This window comes from Bacillus vallismortis, from assembly GCF_040784915.1.
Taxonomy (GTDB): domain Bacteria; phylum Bacillota; class Bacilli; order Bacillales; family Bacillaceae; genus Bacillus; species Bacillus subtilis_G.
Window position 1 is genome coordinate 2,572,483 of the sequence record NZ_CP160797.1, and the last position, 18,056, is coordinate 2,590,538.

General features: G+C 44.9%; 21 protein-coding genes and 1 riboswitch. Of the genes, 5 read left to right on the plus strand and 16 right to left on the minus strand.

The window, feature by feature from the left end:
* From spoIIIAE to ABZM97_RS12545, 10 genes are all read right to left on the minus strand, one after another.
* Window positions 1-1,200: a stage III sporulation protein AE gene (gene spoIIIAE, locus ABZM97_RS12500; RefSeq protein WP_087990680.1), complete on the minus strand. Its 1,200-nt coding sequence runs from the start codon at window positions 1,198-1,200 to the stop codon at window positions 1-3.
* An 18-nt stretch (window positions 1,201-1,218) separates the two neighbouring features.
* The gene (gene spoIIIAD / locus ABZM97_RS12505) at window positions 1,219-1,620 is read right to left on the minus strand and encodes a stage III sporulation protein AD (RefSeq protein ID WP_003230228.1); all 402 of its coding nucleotides are present in this window, start codon (window positions 1,618-1,620) and stop codon (window positions 1,219-1,221) included.
* Between the two features lie 6 nt (window positions 1,621-1,626).
* Window positions 1,627-1,833, minus strand: a complete 207-nt coding sequence (spoIIIAC, locus tag ABZM97_RS12510) for a stage III sporulation protein AC (protein WP_003153142.1) — start codon at window positions 1,831-1,833, stop codon at window positions 1,627-1,629.
* Window positions 1,834-1,855: 22 nt separating this feature from the next.
* Entirely contained in the window at window positions 1,856-2,371 is a 516-nt protein-coding gene (gene spoIIIAB / locus ABZM97_RS12515) for a stage III sporulation protein SpoIIIAB (RefSeq protein WP_202327206.1), read from the minus strand.
* On the minus strand, window positions 2,365-3,288 hold the full coding sequence (gene spoIIIAA / locus ABZM97_RS12520) for a stage III sporulation protein AA (RefSeq protein ID WP_087990682.1): 924 nt from the start codon (window positions 3,286-3,288) through the stop codon (window positions 2,365-2,367). The genes spoIIIAB and spoIIIAA overlap by 7 nt, the downstream gene beginning before the upstream one ends.
* A gap of 76 nt (window positions 3,289-3,364) precedes the next feature.
* Window positions 3,365-3,646 carry a YqhV family protein gene (locus ABZM97_RS12525; RefSeq protein ID WP_003226379.1) on the minus strand — a complete coding sequence of 94 codons (282 nt, stop codon included), beginning with the start codon at window positions 3,644-3,646 and terminating at the stop codon, window positions 3,365-3,367.
* Between the two features lie 143 nt (window positions 3,647-3,789).
* Window positions 3,790-4,347 (minus strand): elongation factor P, encoded by a 558-nt coding sequence (gene efp, locus ABZM97_RS12530; protein WP_148962031.1) that lies wholly within the window; start codon window positions 4,345-4,347, stop codon window positions 3,790-3,792.
* A 24-nt stretch (window positions 4,348-4,371) separates the two neighbouring features.
* Window positions 4,372-5,433, minus strand: a complete 1,062-nt coding sequence (gene papA / locus ABZM97_RS12535) for an aminopeptidase PapA (RefSeq protein WP_087990684.1) — start codon at window positions 5,431-5,433, stop codon at window positions 4,372-4,374.
* Window positions 5,430-5,876: a type II 3-dehydroquinate dehydratase gene (gene aroQ / locus ABZM97_RS12540; RefSeq protein WP_087990685.1), complete on the minus strand. Its 447-nt coding sequence runs from the start codon at window positions 5,874-5,876 to the stop codon at window positions 5,430-5,432. Before aroQ ends, papA begins: the two co-directional genes overlap by 4 nt.
* Before the next feature lie 88 nt (window positions 5,877-5,964).
* A complete protein-coding gene (locus tag ABZM97_RS12545; protein ID WP_087990686.1) occupies window positions 5,965-6,504 on the minus strand; it encodes a YqhR family membrane protein in 540 nt (179 codons plus the stop codon).
* 224 nt (window positions 6,505-6,728) lie between these two features.
* On the opposite strand from ABZM97_RS12545, the gene ABZM97_RS12550 reads away from it, so the two are divergent.
* Complete coding sequence (locus ABZM97_RS12550; RefSeq protein ID WP_087990687.1) at window positions 6,729-7,685, plus strand: DUF1385 domain-containing protein; 957 nt, start codon at window positions 6,729-6,731, stop codon at window positions 7,683-7,685.
* Window positions 7,686-7,724: 39 nt separating this feature from the next.
* Complete coding sequence (locus tag ABZM97_RS12555) at window positions 7,725-8,120, plus strand: SA1362 family protein (protein WP_003226367.1); 396 nt, start codon at window positions 7,725-7,727, stop codon at window positions 8,118-8,120.
* Here the strand turns inward: ABZM97_RS12555 and ABZM97_RS12560 are convergent.
* The 3 genes from ABZM97_RS12560 to lipM all read right to left on the minus strand — a co-directional run bounded on the left by ABZM97_RS12560 (window position 8,117) and on the right by lipM (window position 10,483).
* A complete protein-coding gene (locus tag ABZM97_RS12560) occupies window positions 8,117-8,992 on the minus strand; it encodes a patatin-like phospholipase family protein (RefSeq protein WP_087990688.1) in 876 nt (291 codons plus the stop codon). The genes ABZM97_RS12555 and ABZM97_RS12560 overlap by 4 nt on opposite strands.
* A 126-nt stretch (window positions 8,993-9,118) precedes the next feature.
* Entirely contained in the window at window positions 9,119-9,547 is a 429-nt protein-coding gene (mntR, locus tag ABZM97_RS12565) for a transcriptional regulator MntR (protein ID WP_003236923.1), read from the minus strand.
* Window positions 9,548-9,646: 99 nt separating this feature from the next.
* Complete coding sequence (lipM, locus tag ABZM97_RS12570) at window positions 9,647-10,483, minus strand: octanoyltransferase LipM (RefSeq protein ID WP_087990689.1); 837 nt, start codon at window positions 10,481-10,483, stop codon at window positions 9,647-9,649.
* A 190-nt stretch (window positions 10,484-10,673) separates the two neighbouring features.
* On the opposite strand from lipM, the gene ABZM97_RS12575 reads away from it, so the two are divergent.
* Window positions 10,674-11,054, plus strand: a complete 381-nt coding sequence (locus tag ABZM97_RS12575) for a rhodanese-like domain-containing protein (RefSeq protein WP_014664580.1) — start codon at window positions 10,674-10,676, stop codon at window positions 11,052-11,054.
* Window positions 11,055-11,090: 36 nt separating this feature from the next.
* Here the strand turns inward: ABZM97_RS12575 and gcvPB are convergent, their stop codons facing one another.
* Genes gcvPB through gcvT form a run of 3 tightly spaced genes read right to left on the minus strand, consistent with a single transcriptional unit; the run spans window position 11,091 to window position 15,014 of the window.
* Entirely contained in the window at window positions 11,091-12,557 is a 1,467-nt protein-coding gene (gcvPB, locus tag ABZM97_RS12580) for an aminomethyl-transferring glycine dehydrogenase subunit GcvPB (protein ID WP_202327204.1), read from the minus strand.
* Entirely contained in the window at window positions 12,550-13,896 is a 1,347-nt protein-coding gene (gene gcvPA, locus ABZM97_RS12585; protein ID WP_087990690.1) for an aminomethyl-transferring glycine dehydrogenase subunit GcvPA, read from the minus strand. The genes gcvPB and gcvPA overlap by 8 nt, the downstream gene beginning before the upstream one ends.
* A 29-nt stretch (window positions 13,897-13,925) precedes the next feature.
* Complete coding sequence (gene gcvT, locus ABZM97_RS12590) at window positions 13,926-15,014, minus strand: glycine cleavage system aminomethyltransferase GcvT (protein ID WP_087990691.1); 1,089 nt, start codon at window positions 15,012-15,014, stop codon at window positions 13,926-13,928.
* A 172-nt stretch (window positions 15,015-15,186) separates the two neighbouring features.
* Window positions 15,187-15,288, minus strand: a riboswitch (glycine riboswitch).
* A gap of 168 nt (window positions 15,289-15,456) precedes the next feature.
* Between gcvT and ABZM97_RS12595 the strand changes: the two genes are divergently transcribed.
* Both ABZM97_RS12595 and ABZM97_RS12600 read left to right on the plus strand, forming a co-directional pair.
* Complete coding sequence (locus ABZM97_RS12595; RefSeq protein WP_367386867.1) at window positions 15,457-17,130, plus strand: DEAD/DEAH box helicase; 1,674 nt, start codon at window positions 15,457-15,459, stop codon at window positions 17,128-17,130.
* A gap of 20 nt (window positions 17,131-17,150) precedes the next feature.
* Entirely contained in the window at window positions 17,151-17,945 is a 795-nt protein-coding gene (locus ABZM97_RS12600; RefSeq protein ID WP_253268418.1) for a YqhG family protein, read from the plus strand.
* Window positions 17,946-18,056: the final 111 nt, after the last annotated feature.

An 18,056-nucleotide genomic window follows, 5' to 3' on the forward strand; every position in this document is an offset into this window, starting at 1 on the left:
TTATTTCATCATCATCGTGAGGTTTCCGGCTGTGATGATGACGGTAAGGCTTAAAAAAAACATGAGGGACACAATGGCGAGAGCTGCAAAAATATAAATGACGCTTTTGCTGATGACATCGAGGCAAGTAATGACGGGTCCGCCTCCAAGCGGCTGAAGAATCGCGGCTGCCAGCTTATAAATAAAAGCGAGGGAAAGCACTTTGATTGCCGGAAAGGCCGCGATACAGATTAAAATAGCAACACCGAGAATCCCTACGGTATTTTTCAGCAATAAGGAAGCGCTGATCACTGTATCTGTCGCGTCTGTAAACATTCGGCCAAGAACGGGAATAAAGTTTCCGGTTATAAATTTAGCCGTTCTGAGCGTAATGCCGTCTGTCACTGCAGCTGAGGCTCCCTGAACAGAAATAACACCGAGAAAGATGGTGAGAAACACAGCCAGTGCTCCGATGGCGATATTCCTGAGCAGGTTGGCCAGCTGCGTTACTTTGTATTGTTCAGTCATAGTGCTGACAATGCTTAGAATCGCTGATAAGAAAATCAGCGGCATGACGATATTCTGAATTAATAGACCGCTCGTATTCATCAGAAAGAGGATAACAGGATGAAAGAAAGCTGCAGATACAGCTCCGCCTGAGGAAGCCAAAAGCGCCAAGAGGAGCGGAATGAGCGCCAATATAAAGCTAGTCATCGTCTGAATGGCCTCCGTCGCATAATTGATTGCCACATGAAAACTGTTCAGCGCAAGAATAATCAACACCATATACACAATTGAATAGGCGACCTTGCTGACGGTGCTTTTCTGAAACGCATTTTGCAGAAGCTGCAGGATGACGCAAAAAATGGTGAGTAAAATTAATGTGCCCAGCAGCTTGCCGTTGGCTAGCACTTCATGAAACAAATAAGAAAAGAGAGCTTTCAGCCATTCTTGCGGTGAAAATGATTTATCGCCATTGATAAACTCAATTAAGCTGCCTTTTTGGCTTTCCGGCAGCAGTCCGCCATATTCTGTCATAATGTCATTCCAAAATTCACCGATCTTGTCTGTTTCAAGTGAGGCCGCTGTTCTTTCCGCTAATTGCTCAGCCGTTTCAGCATGTTCATCCGCTTGTTCGGCATCACCGGCTGCTTGTACCAATTCTGCACGGCCTGCTATGATCAGCACGGCCAGAACTAAAGCCCAGTGGAAACGCTTCAATCTACCGCCTCCCTTCGGTTATGACATAGAAGGTATAAGTCCGAGAATCGTTTCAATAATGACTGTTAAAATAGGCACAGCCATAACAAGAATTAAAATTTTCCCCGCCAATTCTATTTTCGAGGCGATGGCCCCTTGACCGGCATCTTTTGTAAGCTGCGCCCCGAATTCAGCGATATAGGCGATTCCGATAATCTTTAAAATGGTTTCAACATAGACCATGTTGACGTTTGCGTTAATTGCAATTTTTTCTATCATTCGAATAATGTCGTAGATTTGGTCTACCAAATAAAGAAAAATGGCACAGCCTGCAAACACGACGATTAAAAACGCAAAAGTCGGCTTTTGTTCTTTAACAATTAAAGAAAGGAAGGTGGCGATCAGCCCTAAACCTACAATTTGAACAATGTCAATCTGCAAGCCCCCCTATCCTTGGAATAAAAACACAGCTTTTATCTTTTTAAATAGGTCGTCTACAATTGTGGCGACCATAAATAAAATATAGATAAAACCTAACAGCGTCACCCACTGGGCATATTCTTTTTTGCCCATCTGATCCAAAATCGTGTGTAAAAAAGCCACCACGATTCCCACTCCGGCGATTTGAAATATCACGTTCACGTCTACTCCCATTTTATTTTTGCTCCCCTCACGTTTACATCAATAGAAGAATGAGTAACAAGCCCGCTAAAAAGCCTAAACTTTTTATCATCTTTTCATTTTTCGCCTGTGCCTGCTCAGCATCCGCTTCCGAGGCTTCCAAGTGTGTAAGCGCCAGCTTGATGTGCTTTTGCTGCGAGATTCGGTCATGAATCCCGAGCGTCTCGCCAAATTGCTTCAGCACTTCATATTCGCTTTTTTTCAAAGACATGGTGTCCCACACCTTCTTTAAGCTTTGCTCCCACGCGGTTTTTGCGGAATCGCTGCCCTTGTCCAGCTGATTACTGAATGTGGTAAAAAGAGCCGAAACAGGCTGTGCCAGCTGCTTGGCAATCTGCTGTGAAGCGATATGAAGCGGTGTATGGCCGTACATGATTTCAGCCTCGAGGGATTGGAGCGCCGCACGCAGCTGGCGGATTTGCCGCGGTCGTTCCGTATAAACTTTCGCCATCTCAAAACCTGTCCATGTTGTCGCCACCACAATGAATACAGCACCCAGCAGCTTCAGCATGTCTTCACGCCCATCGTCCCAGACAGCACATTTCCATCTTTGTCATAAATGCGGCTTATTGTGCCCGGCCCCTTCGCTCTCGATAATTCCAAATAGCGGTCAAAGGCTCTTTCTTCCCACAATCGCTTTAATGAAGGCCGTTTCATCAGATCAGATATGCTCCAGCCATGCGCCGATACGATGACTGAAACACCTGCATGCAGCGCTTCAAGAAGTGCGTCTGTATCTTCCATACGCCCGATTTCATCGACAATGATCACCTCAGGGCTCATAGACCGAATCATCATCATCAGGCCCTCAGCCTTTGGACAGGCGTCTAACACGTCAATCCTCTGCCCGAATTGATGCTGGGGAATACCGCGCAGGCATCCGGCAATTTCTGACCGTTCATCGACGATTCCTGTCTTTACGGGCGACATGCGTTTTTTGCCGGTGCTCGAGAGTCTCGCAAGATCTCGGAGAAGTGTTGTTTTTCCAGTTTGCGGCGGACCGATAATCAGCGTATTCAACCAGCTGTCTTGATATAAGTATGGAAGCAGCGGCTCCGCAATCCCCAGTTTTTGCCGGGCAATTCGTATATTAAAAGATGCGATGTCACGGAGGCCTTTCACACCTCCGTTTTCCGTAATGACTCTGCCTGCCAGCCCGACTCTGTGGCCGCCTCTGATCGTGACATACCCTTTCTTCAGCTCTTCTTCGAGCGTATACATACTATAGTTGCTGAGCCGGCTGAGAATCAGATGGGCATCCTCGGCCGTACCCGCATAGGATAAAAAAACAGGTTGTCCTTTTCGAATTAATTCAACAGGGCGGTTGACCCGAATTCTGACTTCTTCGATTTCAAGCCATTGATGTTCCGGTATTTCAGAAAGGGCGTTTTTCATGGATTCAGGGAGAACCTCAGCGATTTCATTCAAACAGAGCCTCCTCCTTTCTACCGATTGGCTTCTTTAAAATGTATGATGTGAGGCAGACTTTATGACAAGCCTCTCTTTATTTATGAACACCCGCCAAAATTAAAACAACACCCGTAAAAATCAGAATCAGCTTTGCATACGACAGCTGCCCGGCAATTTGATAGATTCCGACAGTCATGGTGATGATAAAAATCAGCGGACCGACAATAGCGAGAATGCTGTTAACCACAACCGCCTTCCGGACATCATTTGTCACAAGCATGATAATCGCTGCCGTCAGCTCAATCATAGAGGATAAAACGCGCAATCCGGCCATTGTTAAAACAGTAGAATTGATATTTCCAAGCAAAAATTTCATAGCACTCTCCCAACCTCCCATTTTTTTATATGATATGCTCTAGCTTGCGGAAGTAGTCTTGTCATTTTCGTATAAAAGGAAGATTCTCTTTTTAGGCACAAAAAAAGCCTGCTCCCATTTGGGAACAGACTTCTCTTTTCTTTCTATGCTCTTGAAACGTATGAACCGTCAGATGTATTGACAACAAGTTTGTCGCCTTCATTTACAAAGAACGGCACGTTTACAATAAGGCCGGTTTCGGTTTTCGCAGGTTTTGTACCGCCAGATGCTGTATCACCTTTAATGCCGGGTTCAGTTTCAACAACTTTCAGTTCAACTGTGTTTGGAAGTTCGATACCGAGCGTTTCTTCTTGGTACATCATGATATGCACAGACATGTTTTCAAGCAGGTATTTTAATTCCTCTTCGATTTGAGTCTCGCTTAGTTCAAGCTGCTCATAAGAAGAAGTATCCATAAATACGTGCTGGTCTCCGTTTGCATATAGATATTGCATTGTTTTTGTTTCGATTTGCGCTTTCGCTACTTTTTCACCAGCGCGGAATGTTTTTTCCTGAATCGCGCCAGTTCGAAGATTGCGGAGTTTAGAACGGACAAACGCCGCGCCTTTACCAGGTTTTACATGCTGGAAGTCAACGACGCGCCAAATGCCGCCGTCTACTTCGATTGTTAATCCTGTACGGAAATCGTTAACTGAAATCATGTTTAATGTCCTCCTATATTCCAATCACAAAATAATAAGTTCTTTTGGGGAATGGGTGATTGTCCGGTTGCCGTTTTCTGTAATCACGATGTCATCTTCTATGCGGACACCGCCTGTTTCTGGTATGTAAATGCCCGGCTCCACTGTCACCACCATGCCCGGTTCAAGGATAGCTGAAGATCTGACGGACAATCCCGGTGATTCATGAACCTCCATGCCGAGCCCGTGTCCGGTTGAATGGCCAAAATATTCACCGTAGCCTTTTGCCGCAATGTGATCCCTTGTGAGGGCGTCAGCCTCTTTTCCTGTCATTCCCGGCTTAATATGTGCGACGCCTAATGCCTGAGCATCAAATACGACCTGGTAAATCTCCTTCAATTGGTCACTTGGCTCACCTACAGCGACCGTACGGGTAATATCAGAACAATATCCTTTATAATAAGCGCCAAAATCAAGCGTAACTAGGTCTCCGCTTTCAATCAGTTTGTCACTGGCCACACCATGCGGAAGGCTTGACCGAAGGCCCGAGGCAACAATCATATCAAAAGAAGAGCTGTCAGCTCCCTGGCTTCTCATATAAAACTCCAGCTCATTGGCAACAGCGATTTCAGAAATGCCGGGTTTCATAAACGTCAAGATATGTCTGAAGGCATCATCTGCAATCTTCGCAGCTTCCTCTAATATCTTAATCTCTTCATTAGACTTAATCAAGCGCAACTTTTCCACGGATTCAGCCACAGGCACTAATTCAGCCTCACTGATAACCGCGCTGTACGACGCATATGTGCCGTATGTCATGCTGTTTTGCTCAAAGCCGAGGCGTTTGATGCCGAACGCTTCAATCGTGTCGGCGGTGGTCTGAATCAGGCTTCCGCCGTGCTCAATGATTTCAAAGCCCTTTACCTGAACCTTCGCCTGCTCTGTATAACGAAAATCCGTAATAAACGCCGCCCTATCACCTGATATAACAGCCAGACCCGCTGAACCTGTAAATCCTGTCATATAGCGTACATTCGTGCTGCTTGTGATCAGCATTCCGTCAATCCCCAGCTGTCCAAACTGGTCTCTTAATTTCTCTAGCTTCATCTTGATTCTCCCCCTTGCTGGCTTAATAAGTAGCGAATCGCAAGCTTATAGCCTTCAGCTCCAAGACCGACGATCTGCCCTTTCGCAACCGGAGCAATGACCGACTGATGTCTGAATTCCTCCCTGGCATATAAGTTTGATAAATGCACCTCAACCACAGGAAGGCCGATGCTCGAAACAGCATCTCTGATTGCATAGCTGTAATGGCTCAGCGCTCCGGGGTTCAGAACTATGCCGTCGTATTGCTCCGCTGCCTCATGGATGGCATCAATCAAATCACCTTCGTGATTAGACTGGAAGAAAGTGATCTGGATATGTAAGGCTTCAGCAAATTGAAAAAGATCTGTTTCTATGTCGGTCAGTGTCTGGCGGCCGAATACCTTCGGCTCACGCTTCCCCAGCCGATTGACATTCGGCCCGTTCAAAATCAAAAAATGAGGCACATGAATCTCTCCTTTTCGTGAGGGTATCTCATGTAAAAAAATGTCCACTTCTCGTGAACATTTTATCATACTGGAAAAGGATAATACACTATTCTCTATGCACTGTTCCCAGCGCACGTGCCAGCTTCTCCGAATTCAGCTCATTGTATTCAAATGAGATGGAATAACCGACAAACAGCCCGTAAAGCAAATAAATGCAAATGGTCGTAATAACTGTATCAGCTTTCAGTTCGGTCACCGCGCGCACATCAGGAAAAATGGGATTAAAAACAAAAAACACGAGCATCCAAAGCAGAAAGCCATATAAAATACCCGGCCACATTGTTTTTAACCGTTTCAATAGAAGAAAATATAGGAATGCTGCGCCGATTGAAAGAATTCCGATTAAAATAATGCTGATTACTGTCCCCAGTCCATGTTTTTTCCACTCTCCGAGTACAAACGGCTGCAAAATCATATTCGGACTGACTTCGGAAAAATGAAACAAATACGCAATATAAGCGATGAAACTCCATAATACGCCTCCGAAAAAACCTGTTGCCGCCACCCTGCTGGCCATCGGAACAGGCGGTCCCTGCTTCTCATTCGATTGTTCATTTTGTTCTGTCTTTTTTTCGCTTGTCATCATGGCACCTCCAGTTAAAGTGTGCCCAAAAAATGAAATGTCAATAAAAAAGCTCACACTTTTTGACAGCTGCGAGTAAAATTTGAAATTAACGGGTATAATGCATGTAGATAAAGCAAGGCTAGACAATTTTTCAGCCTGTCAATCTAGAGGTTTAGCGCTGTTTCCTGTACAATAGAGTGAAAGGAAATGGTTAGCAATCCTAAAGAAATAGGCAGGTTGATAATATGTCAAAACATAAAATTCCGCCCGCTTACGGCGGTCAGGCAGTTGTGGAAGGTGTTATGTTTGGAGGAAAGCATCATTACGTTACAGCAATCAGAAGAACGGACGGAAGCATTGACTTCTTTAAGCTTCCCCGCAAACGCAACCCGAAACTGAACATCGTGAAAAAGATTCCGTTTTTACGAGGGATCGCGGCCATTATTGAAGCGAGCGCAAACGGCACCAAGCATTTGAATTTTTCTAGCGAACGTTACGGGCTTGATCCATCTGAAGACGAGACACTTGAGCAGGAAGAAAAAAAATCCTCCGGGCTGTCTATGTATCTCAGCCTCGCGGTTATCGGCGTCTTATCATTTTTGTTCAGTAAATTTGTATTTACATTGGTTCCTGTTTTCTTAGCTGAACTGACAAGGCCGGTTTTTTCATCGGACACAGCGCAAATCGCGGTTGAAAGCCTGTTTAAGTTGATTTTGCTGCTCGGTTACATTTATTTTTTATCCATGACACCGCTCATTAAAAGAGTGTTTCAATATCATGGAGCCGAACATAAAGTCATAAACTGTTATGAACAGAATTTGCCAATTACAGTAGAGAATGTTCAAAACCAATCTCGGCTTCATTACCGCTGCGGATCAAGCTTTATTTTATTTACGATTATTGTCGGCATGTTTGTCTATTTGCTCGTTCCGACAGATCCGCTTTGGCTGCGTGTTATAGATCGTGTCGCGCTGATACCGGTCGTACTCGGCATATCCTTTGAAGTTCTGCAGCTGACAAACAAAGTGCGTGATATACCCGGACTGAAATTCCTTGGGTATCCGGGGCTCTGGCTTCAGCTGTTAACAACAAAAGAGCCTAAGGATGACCAGGTTGAAGTTGCAATCGAAAGCTTTAACGAGCTTCTCAGACTCGAAGAAATGTCTGCACAAAATCAGAAGCCTTCTCACAACGTCATCTAATATCCGTTGCCCTGCTATTACTTTCGGAGGTGGACAGTTATGAATCATCGTGTACAACCTATTATTGCTGTATTAATTGCGCTGGGAGCGTTCGGTTTCCTCTATGTACTGGTAACCAATCCCGGAGAAATGGCAAAAATGGCGGTAACCGTCATCGTGGCAGGTATCATTATTTATTTTATTGTGAAATATGTAATGAATCGAAATGCGGGCAGCGAAGGAGCGGCCTTCAAAAAAGCGGCGAAACAATCCCGGCGCCGGATGAAAGAACAAAAAGCAAAGCACCGCGCCGGACATAAGGGACGTGTCAGCCACCTGCGCAGCGTTCCGAGCGCCAGCAAGCCTAAGCCGATGATTCTCAAGAAAAAAAGCCAGACTCAGCTGACTGTTATAGAAGGGAAAAAAAATAAAAAGAAAAACAGAGCGCTTTTTTAATAGGTCCACTGTTTTAAAAACTGCTCTGTCCGTCTTTTACCTAGCTCAATCAGGGCTAGTTTTTTTTGTTGTGTTAAATGAAAATCGGTCGCCATGATGTCATCAACCGGGAGAAAAATGATGTTTTGTTCATAGCGTGACGCAATGTGCCTTGCGTCATGTGCATCCTTCATCGTTTCAAACAGGGCGCCGAACAGTTCGAATGCGTTGCGGATATTTTTTCGCGGACGCTCCCTTTCCCGCGGTGCAAGCGTCACACCGATAACAGGGCGTTTTCTTTCCTTTGAAAACAGCCAGATGGGAAAATTGCTTAACACCCCTCCGTCAACAACCGTGGCGGTGTCTGTGTCCGTTTTTAATTTTATCGGTTCAAAGAAATACGGAATGCTGCAGCTCATTCTTACCGCCCTGGCAACCGGAAACATATCGGGATTTAACCCGTAACGGACCAAATCGTCCGGCAAAACAATCATGGTGCCGTTTGTCAGATCAGAAGCGATAAGGCGCAGAGACCCCTTCTGCAAATCACCGAAAACCCTTATGCCTTTCGCTCTTAACAGATCAGCAATCCATTTTTCTATCGTATCGCCTTTATATAAGCCAAGACGCCAGTAAATGGACACCCACTGAAGCATTTTCAAGGGGAGAAATGAGTACCGCTGGTCCAGCAATTTCTCTCCGTCCACTTCTTCAATTAAAGCATGGATTTCTTTACTGGTGTAACCTGAGGCAATGAAAGCGGCTATAATTGCGCCCGCGCTTGTACCCGCAAGCCGTTTAAAGCGGAAGCCTTTTTCCTCAAGCACTTCATAAGCGCCTGCCAGGGCAATGCCTTTTACTCCGCCGCCGGAAAATACACCGTCAATATACATCTCATTCCCCTCCCCCTCCATTCAATCGTTTATTACCATTTTAAGAAAACATGCGAAGAAATAGACCAACGAATGACGCGCGGCGCAGCGAATCAAAAAAAGACGGCCTCCTTCGAGACCGCCTTTTTACTGATTATGATGTTCTGTTTTCTTTTGGATTGATTTCAGATCTTTTTTACGAGCATCATCTTCTTCAAAATATTGAACAAGATCCCCGATGCGATCAATGCTGTTCCAGCTTAAATGATGTTCGATTCCTTCGACATCGTTATATATTTTCTCTTCATCAACACCAATGATTCTTAAAAACTGCTCAAGCAATTCATGTCTGTATACCAGCCGTTTGCCTATTTTTTTCCCTTTAGACGTTAACACGAGACCGCGATATTTTTCATAAATTAAATATTCGTCTTTATCTAGTTTTTGAACCATTTTCGTTACAGAGGAGGGATGGACTGCCAATGCTTCCGCAATATCGGAAACCCGTGCATATCCTTTTTCTTCAATCAGCATATAAATCTGTTCAATATAATCTTCCATACTTGGTGTCGTCATCGAAACCCTCCCAAAAAGCACCTTAACTTTATAAACCATTACAAGTTTACACTAATGAACTTGAAAAAACAAGGATGCTCCGCGGGCCAAAAGCCCTGTTTACCGCTTGTAATTCCATTCATCTGAAGCGTATTTTGTTTCTGCCAAGTGATGTACAAAATCAAGCTCTTCCTGAGATAGTTCGTATGGCTCCAAATGAATGTTAAGGCCTGTTTCAAATCCTTCTTTAAAGGCTTTACGGGCCTCATCCATCGTTACCTGTTTTTCAGTGAGTTCATTAATGGCAACCGCTTTATTTTTGAAATTGCGCTGCATCCGCTCTCTGACTCTTTCACTCGGATACAAGAACAGATCAAACAGCTTGTCCTCATCCAAGTCGAGCAGAATGGAGCCGTGCTGAAGAATCACGCCTTTTTGCCTCGTTTGCGCGCTTCCCGCCACCTTGCGTCCCTCAACCACTAGCTCATACCATGAGGGCGCGTCAAAACAAACGGATGACCGCGGGTTTTTTAAGCTTTCTTTTTCTTTGTCAGTTCTCGGAATGGCAAAATAAGCGTCCAGACCAAGATTTCTAAAGCCTTGGAGTATGCCTTCTGAAATGACCCGGTATGCCTCAGTGACCGTTGCCGGCATTTCGGGATGTTCTTCTGAAACAATCACGCTGTATGTCAATTCCTGATCGTGCAGCACACCTCTCCCGCCGGTCGGGCGTCTGACGAATCCGAGATTATACTTATGTACGGCTTCAAAATTGATTTCCTTTTTAATATTTTGAAAATACCCTACAGAAAGAGTCGCCGGATTCCAGCCGTAAAAACGGATAACCGGGGGGATTTTTTCTTCGCTGTGCCAATATAAAAGCGCTTCATCAAGCGCCATATTGAATGCAGGATTTGCATTGCCTGAGTCTATAAACCGCCAAGTTTCTTTTTCCATTTTGAGACCTTCCTTACCGTTTTAATAGAATTAGTTTATCAAACTGCCGGGAAAATGAAAAATATTTTCGTTTCATTATGGATGACAATCGCGCCATGCTTTACTATAATAGTATTTGTCGAAAACGGCTCTATGGCCTTGTTTTACAAAACAGGGTTTTGATTTTATATGCTAAAGGAGTAGAATCACATTGTCTAATATGATCGTTTTGATTATTTTTGCTGCGTTTATCGTGTATATGATTGCTTCATATGTCTATCAGCAGCGAATTATGAAAACACTTACGGAAGAAGAATTCCGCGCGGGTTACCGAAAAGCGCAGCTCATTGATGTCCGTGAACCAAATGAGTTTGAGGGCGGGCATATTTTAGGCGCCCGCAACATCCCGCTTTCCCAGCTGAAACAGAGAAAAAATGAAATCCGTCCGGACAAGCCTGTTTATCTGTACTGCCAAAACAGCGTCCGCAGCGGACGCGCGGCACAAACCCTGCGCAAAAACGGCTGCACTGAGATTTACAACCTAAAAGGCGGCTTTAAAAAATGGGGCGGAAAGATTAAGGCAAAGAAATAAAGCAAACAGCTGTCTTTTTACAGACAGCTGTTTTTTTCACTTCTCTTTCGTCTCATACCTGAGCACTGGATGTCTCGCCGCTTTTGTTTCATCCATTCTTTTTACAATTGTCGTATGCGGCGCCTCCTGGACGATCTCCGGATTCTCCTCCGCTTCTCTTGCGATTTGAATCATAGCGTCGATAAACACATCCAAGGTTTCCTTTGATTCCGTCTCTGTCGGCTCAATCATGAGGCATTCTTCAACATTAAGCGGGAAATAAATCGTAGGCGGGTGATAGCCGAAATCGAGCAACCGTTTTGCTATATCAAGCGTACGCACCCCCAGCTTTTTCTGCCGCTTACCTGACAATACAAATTCATGCTTGCAATGACGGTCAAACGGAAGATCGTAATAAGGCGCGAGCTTTCTCATCATATAGTTGGCGTTTAACACTGCGTTCTCCGTAACAGCCTTTAACCCGTCAGGCCCCATGGAGCGGATATACGCATACGCTCTGACATTGATGCCGAAGTTGCCGTAATACGGCTTTACGCGGCCGATCGAATGAGGGCGGTCATCATCAAATGTAAAGCGGCCTTCCTTTTTGATTAAAACTGGTTTTGGCAAATAAGGAATCAGATCTTTTTTTACACCGACAGGGCCTGAGCCAGGACCTCCGCCGCCATGAGGGCCAGTGAATGTTTTATGCAGGTTGAGGTGCACTACGTCAAATCCCATATCGCCCGGTCTCGCTTTGCTTAAAACCGCATTTAAATTGGCGCCGTCATAGTACAGTTTCCCCCCCGCTTGGTGAACAATTTCCGCCATCTCGGTGATCTGCTCCTCAAACAAGCCAAGCGTGTTCGGATTCGTCAGCATAAGAGCAGCAGTTTCTTCATTCACTGATCTTTTTAAATCTTCCAGATCGACAAGCCCATTTTCATTCGATTTCACCGTAATCGTTTCAAAGCCAGCTACTGTCGCTGAAGCAGGATTTGTCCCGTGCGCGGAATCAGGAACAATGACCTTCGTCCGCTTGAAATCCCCGCGCGCTTCATGATAGGCGCGGATCATCATCAGCCCCGTCCATTCGCCATGCGCCCCGGCAGCTGGCTGAAGCGTAACCTCATCCATTCCCGTAATTTCCTCGAGGTGCTCACTTAAATCATATAAAAGCTCTAAAGCGCCTTGCACCGTGTCTTCATCTTGAAGAGGATGAATTGCAGCAAAACCGGGAATGCGCGCGATTTTTTCATTGATTTTCGGATTGTATTTCATTGTGCAAGAACCGAGCGGATAAAAGCCTGAATCCACCCCGTGATTCCGTTTGGACAGCGCTGTATAATGGCGCATGATATCCAGCTCCGACACCTCCGGCAGCTCTGCGTCCCCGCCACGAATATAGGTGTCTGATAAGAGGTCCTCCAATTCGACTTCCGGTACATCGAGCTCCGGCAGACTGTAGCCGATGCGGCCTTTTCTGGAAAGCTCAAAAATAAGTGCCTGATCTTGATTACTCATGGCGATCCCCCAATTCCTGAATGAGTGCGTCAATTTCTTCTTTTGTTCTCAGCTCCGTTACAGCAATCAGCATATGACAGTCCAGCTCCGGATACGTCAGCCCAAGATCGTATCCGCCGATGATGCCTTTTGCCAGCAAACGTTGGTTCACAGCTTTCACCGGTTCATCCAGTTTGATGACAAATTCATTAAACATCGGTCCGTCAAATATGACGGGGAGGCCCGCTTTTTTTGCTTCTTGCTTTGCATAGTTGGCTTTTAGGAGATTTTGGCGGGCGATTTCTTTTACGCCGTTTTTCCCGAGAGCTGTCATGGCGACAGAAGCTGCCAGCGCATTTAAAGCTTGGTTCGAGCATATATTTGATGTCGCTTTATCCCTGCGGATATGCTGTTCTCTTGCTTGTAATGTAAGCACAAAGCCTCTTTTTCCATTTTCGTCTTCCGTTTGTCCGACGAGACGGCCTGGCATCTTTCTCATTAATTTTTTGGTGACGGCGAAAAAGCCGCAATGCGGGCCGCCATATGCTGATGGAATGCCGAAAGGCTGCGCATCGCCGACGACGATATCAGCCTGAAACTTGCCCGGCGGAGCGAGCAGGCCTAACGCAAGCGGGTTGGCTGACACAATAAACATGGATTTCCCTTGATGAGCAATAGGCTCAATATCCTTTAACGGCTCGACCCGGCCAAAAAAATTCGGGTACTGAACGATCACTGCGGCTGTATCCTCGCAAACGGTTTGGCGCAAAGCGTCAAGATCGGTGACGCCATCTGCAGCGGGAACTTCAACGACTTCAATATACTGACCTTTTGCATATGTCTTCAGCACTTCTCTCGATTCAGGATGCACGGTTTTTGACACAACGATTTTTTTCTTTTTCGTATGGCCGGAAGCAAGCATTGCCGCTTCCGCCAAGGCTGTTCCGCCGTCATACATAGAGGAGTTGGCGATATCCATTCCTGTCAGCTCACAGATCATCGTTTGGAATTCGAAAATGGCCTGAAGCTCCCCTTGCGAAATTTCCGGCTGGTAGGGCGTATATGCCGTATAAAACTCAGAGCGTGAAATGACATGATCCACAATCACAGGCTGGTAGTGGTCATATACACCCGCTCCCAAGAAAGACGCGTGTTGTAAGGTATCCTTATTTTTAGAGGCCAGCTTTGTCAGTTCTCTTGTGAGTTCCGTTTCTGACTTCGCTTTTTTGATTTGATACTCTTTTTTATATTTGACGTTTTCCGGTATATCAGCAAATAGTTCATCGATGCCCCTTACGCCGATAGCGGCAAGCATTTCTTGTTTATCCTCTTCTGTTGCGGGCAAATAACGGTGCTTCATGTGTTGACTCCTCTCCCCAAGAAAAAATATTAGCGTTTATAAAATGGTGTTTTAACAACCTTTGCTTTCACTAATTTTTTGCGAATCTCCACCTCTACAACTGTCCCGATTTCACTCGCTTCCGCAGCAACTAGGGCAAGGCCGACGTTTTTCCCAAAGGTCGGCGACTGCGTGCCGGTTGTCACCTTTCCGGCAGGCTTGCCATTATAGAACACTTCATATCCGTGCCGCGGTATCCCTTTTTCGATCATTTCGAGACCGACAATCTTCCTCATTGCTCCGTTTTCTTTTTGTTCACTCAATACTGACTTGCCGAAAAAATCAGACTCCTTTTTGTGTTTTACGGCAAAGCCTATACCTGCTTCAATCGGTGTAATATCCCGGGTCAGCTCCTGGCCGTAAAGCGGGAGCTTCGCTTCAAACCGGAGAGTATCGCGTGCGCCGAGACCGCATGGAATCAGCCCATATGCTTCCCCCGCATCAATAATTTGTCCCCATATATACACAGCATCCTCATTGCGGCAGTAAATTTCATACCCGTCCTCACCCGTATAGCCGGTGCGCGAAATAAGTGCTTTGCAGCCGCTGATATCAGCTTCATCGATAAACGCAAACGGCTTTAATGCAGATAAATCTGAAGACGTAAGCGTTTTTAAGATTGTTTCTGCTTTTGGACCCTGTACAGCTAAGAGCGCGATCTGATCAGACAAATTATCAATCTGCACATCACCTGCGGCATGTTCTTTCATCCAAGCCAAATCTTTATCTATATTAGATGCATTAATGACCAGCAAATAACTGTTCTCACCTTTTTGATAGATAAGTAAATCATCGACGGTTCCGCCATCCGAATAGCACATCGCCGTATATTGCGCACGGCCTGGCGTTAACGCGGAAACATCATTGGTCATCAGCCTTTGCAAAAAAGACAGACTATCGTTTCCTGACACTTCGATCTCTCCCATATGAGATACATCAAACAGCCCGGCCGCAGTTCGGACAGCCTCGTGTTCCTTTTTTATAGAAGAAAATTGAACAGGAAGCTCCCAGCCCCCGAAATCAATCGTTTTCCCTCCATATTCCTTATACAGGTCAAATAACGGCGTTCTTTTCAGCATCGAATTCCTCCCCTTTTTTAACGGCGCAGCTAAAAAAACATACAAAAAAGGACAGAGAAACACCTCATGTAAAATGAAGGTTCTCTGTCCTGGCACCTGAAAGTTTACTTTGCATACGCAAAGACGTCCCCTTTGGTGGTTTGCGCATCCGCACAAACACTCTCCAGAGTTGCGTCGAGCAAGAGTTCTTTTGCCTGAGAGATTCACTCCGCAGTTTGCTCCTTCGGCGCCTGTATCCCGAAGTTCTCGGTCAGGTCTCTCCCCTTGCTGTCATTCGCTCATATTTTCATGCTGTTATGGACATACTATAGCAATATCTTACATCAAATACATACTCATATCCTACCACCATCACTATATGCTGGGCAACAGCAATTTGGGCAGATTTTTCTTATATTGTGCATTTTAAGAATCGAAGAATAAGAAAGGCGGTTTCAAAACAATGGACGCTGAAATGATCTACGATGCAAAATGGCCTGATGAATTCGCTGAAAGGCTTCAACATGATGGCCCGTGGGCGAACTGGGAACTGTACAAGCTTTCTGCAGAAATCCAGAAAACATTAGCCATTCCTGAATTTGAAGGCTTACGGGCCCCTTTATACCTGCCTTCCTTTACGCCGCTCCCGCACCAGCTTGAGGTTGCGCAAAAAGTGGTTGAAAAAATGAACGGGAAAGCGATTTTAGCAGACGAGGTAGGCCTTGGGAAAACGGTTGAAGCGGGACTGATTCTAAAAGAATATATGATTCGCGGTTTAGCCAAAAAAGTGTTGATCCTTGTGCCCGCTTCCCTTGTATCACAGTGGGTCAAAGAGCTTCAGGAAAAATTTTTGATCCCGGCTGTTGAACAAAAAAAAAGCTATGTGTGGGAGCAATGCGATATTGTCGTCTCATCAATCGATACCGCAAAGCGCTCGCCCCACCGTGAAATCGTGCTGTCAATCCCATATGATCTCGTGATTATTGATGAGGCGCACAAACTGAAAAATAGCAAAACGAAGAACTATGAATTTGTCCGGAGTCTCGTAAAAAAATATTGCCTGCTGCTTACCGCGACGCCAATTCAAAACCGTATTGAAGAAATTTTCAATTTGGTGTCCTTATTAAAACCCGGCCATTTAGGCAGCCAAAATCACTTTCAGGAAGAGTTCGCTAACAAGAAATCCAGTTTAGAAGCGCATGAACATTTAAAAGATCTTGTGAATAAAGTCATGATCCGAAACAGGCGGCATGATACCGGGCTGTCTTGGAAACAGCGCCATGTTGAAACAGTGCCGATTGAATTTTCTCCATCAGAGCAGGCGCTTTATGATGAAATTTCCCGCCTGAAAGAAGGCATCAATAAGCCGGCCAGCATGTTCTCGATTATGACATTGCAAAGAGAATGCTGTTCGAGCAGAGAAGCGGTATATATGACGCTGAAAAAAATGCTTGATCAAAAAGAAAAACAAGCACCGGCCATTGATGAACGCACCATTTCGGTTTTAATAGACCGCATCAACCAAGTCACACAAAACTCTAAAGCGCTGCAAGTCGTTGATCTGATCAAGAAGATAGACGATAAGGTCATCATTTTTACAGAATACCGGGCAACCCAGATTTACCTCCAATGGTTCCTTCAGCAAAACGGCATCAGCTCCGTGCCGTTCAGAGGCGGATTTAAACGCGGGAAAAAAGACTGGATGAAGGATCTTTTCCGCGAAAAAGTCCAGGTTCTGATTGCAACTGAAGCCGGCGGAGAAGGGATTAACCTGCAATTTTGCAATCACATGATCAACTATGACCTGCCATGGAATCCGATGCGTCTTGAACAAAGAATCGGAAGAATTCACAGGCTCGGACAGGAACGTGACGTGCACATTTACAACATGGCGACAAAACATACTGTGGAAGAGCATATTTTAAAGCTCCTGTATGAAAAAATTCACCTGTTTGAAAAAGTGGTCGGCGAACTTGATGATATATTAACGAAAATTCAAGTGAACAATTTTGAAGAACATCTGCACGATATTTTGTGCCATTCAGCAACAGAGGAAGACATAAAAATCAAAATGGACAACTTAACTTCATTTTTGTCTTATAAAAAACAGCAGCCTGCTGAAAAAAGAGGATCTTAGCCTGTAAGGAGGTTTTATAAGTGAGACAGCAAGAGATTCACGATTTTCTACTTCGTTTTTTTCAGGCAAACAGCTGCCCGATCGTCGATCAAGGTTCCGGCTATATGACAGTGCAGCTTACAGTTGAAATGGACAAACAGATCATGAACCGCCCTTTCTACTGGCACTGGCGCGAGAAGACAGGCGGCGATCCGAATCCAATGAAAATCACTTTTATTACAGATAAGGACACCGCTCCAAAAGACCTAGATGGCGAATTTATTTATTTTGGGGCGCCGCGCCTCTTTCAAATTTTCAAAGCTGTTAAACAAAATGGGAGATTTACCAGAATGTATGAGAAAATTGAATCAGCCGGAGCCAAAGTCCCACTTCAGCCTTGGCTTGGTATAAATGTCACGATTTCATACCAGTCCGACATGAAAAAGGATAAGCTATTGTCACTAGGTCTTCATCTAGTCTCTGGAACCATAATTGAACATTTTCAAAGCAAGCTGACACACCTTTCATTGACGTCGCAAATATGCGACTATTGCTTCACCATATCGCCTATGATCAAACCAGCAAGCGGCCTTACGCGGATGGAAAACTATATTGCTAAATCCGCCATGCAGGAGCCGTCAGACTGGGCAGAACAGGCGGTAAACAGGTGGAAGAATGATATGTCATTGCTTGACAAGTTTTATGAGCATGTAGAAGAAAAACCAGAAGAGTATCATCTAGAAAAACAGGCGCTGAAATCCTTGTATCAACCAAAGATATTGGTGGAAATTGAAAATGGCGGATTATTTTATTTGCAAAATAATATTTCAAGCTAACTTTTTTAACATTCGACATCGTTCTCGTTTTTTTTGAAAAAATGCGATTATAATAAAGGTATACTGGAAAAAAATTCTGGCAATTTCAATGGCAAATGACTTCCAGAGACG

Coding starts and splice junctions, on each gene's coding strand:
- mntR (WP_003236923.1), bottom strand. CDS start 9,547: ATGACGACACCAAGTATGGAAGATTATATTGAACAGATTTATATGCTG.
- ABZM97_RS12545 (WP_087990686.1), bottom strand. CDS start 6,504: ATGATGACAAGCGAAAAAAAGACAGAACAAAATGAACAATCGAATGAG.
- papA (WP_087990684.1), bottom strand. CDS start 5,433: ATGAAGCTAGAGAAATTAAGAGACCAGTTTGGACAGCTGGGGATTGAC.
- ABZM97_RS12595 (WP_367386867.1), top strand. CDS start 15,457: ATGGACGCTGAAATGATCTACGATGCAAAATGGCCTGATGAATTCGCT.
- gcvPA (WP_087990690.1), bottom strand. CDS start 13,896: ATGAAGCACCGTTATTTGCCCGCAACAGAAGAGGATAAACAAGAAATG.
- lipM (WP_087990689.1), bottom strand. CDS start 10,483: ATGGAAAAAGAAACTTGGCGGTTTATAGACTCAGGCAATGCAAATCCT.
- gcvPB (WP_202327204.1), bottom strand. CDS start 12,557: ATGAGTAATCAAGATCAGGCACTTATTTTTGAGCTTTCCAGAAAAGGC.
- spoIIIAC (WP_003153142.1), bottom strand. CDS start 1,833: ATGGGAGTAGACGTGAACGTGATATTTCAAATCGCCGGAGTGGGAATC.
- ABZM97_RS12555 (WP_003226367.1), top strand. CDS start 7,725: ATGAATCATCGTGTACAACCTATTATTGCTGTATTAATTGCGCTGGGA.
- efp (WP_148962031.1), bottom strand. CDS start 4,347: ATGATTTCAGTTAACGATTTCCGTACAGGATTAACAATCGAAGTAGAC.
- ABZM97_RS12550 (WP_087990687.1), top strand. CDS start 6,729: ATGTCAAAACATAAAATTCCGCCCGCTTACGGCGGTCAGGCAGTTGTG.
- gcvT (WP_087990691.1), bottom strand. CDS start 15,014: ATGCTGAAAAGAACGCCGTTATTTGACCTGTATAAGGAATATGGAGGG.
- spoIIIAB (WP_202327206.1), bottom strand. CDS start 2,371: ATGCTGAAGCTGCTGGGTGCTGTATTCATTGTGGTGGCGACAACATGG.
- ABZM97_RS12525 (WP_003226379.1), bottom strand. CDS start 3,646: ATGAAATTTTTGCTTGGAAATATCAATTCTACTGTTTTAACAATGGCC.
- ABZM97_RS12560 (WP_087990688.1), bottom strand. CDS start 8,992: ATGTATATTGACGGTGTATTTTCCGGCGGCGGAGTAAAAGGCATTGCC.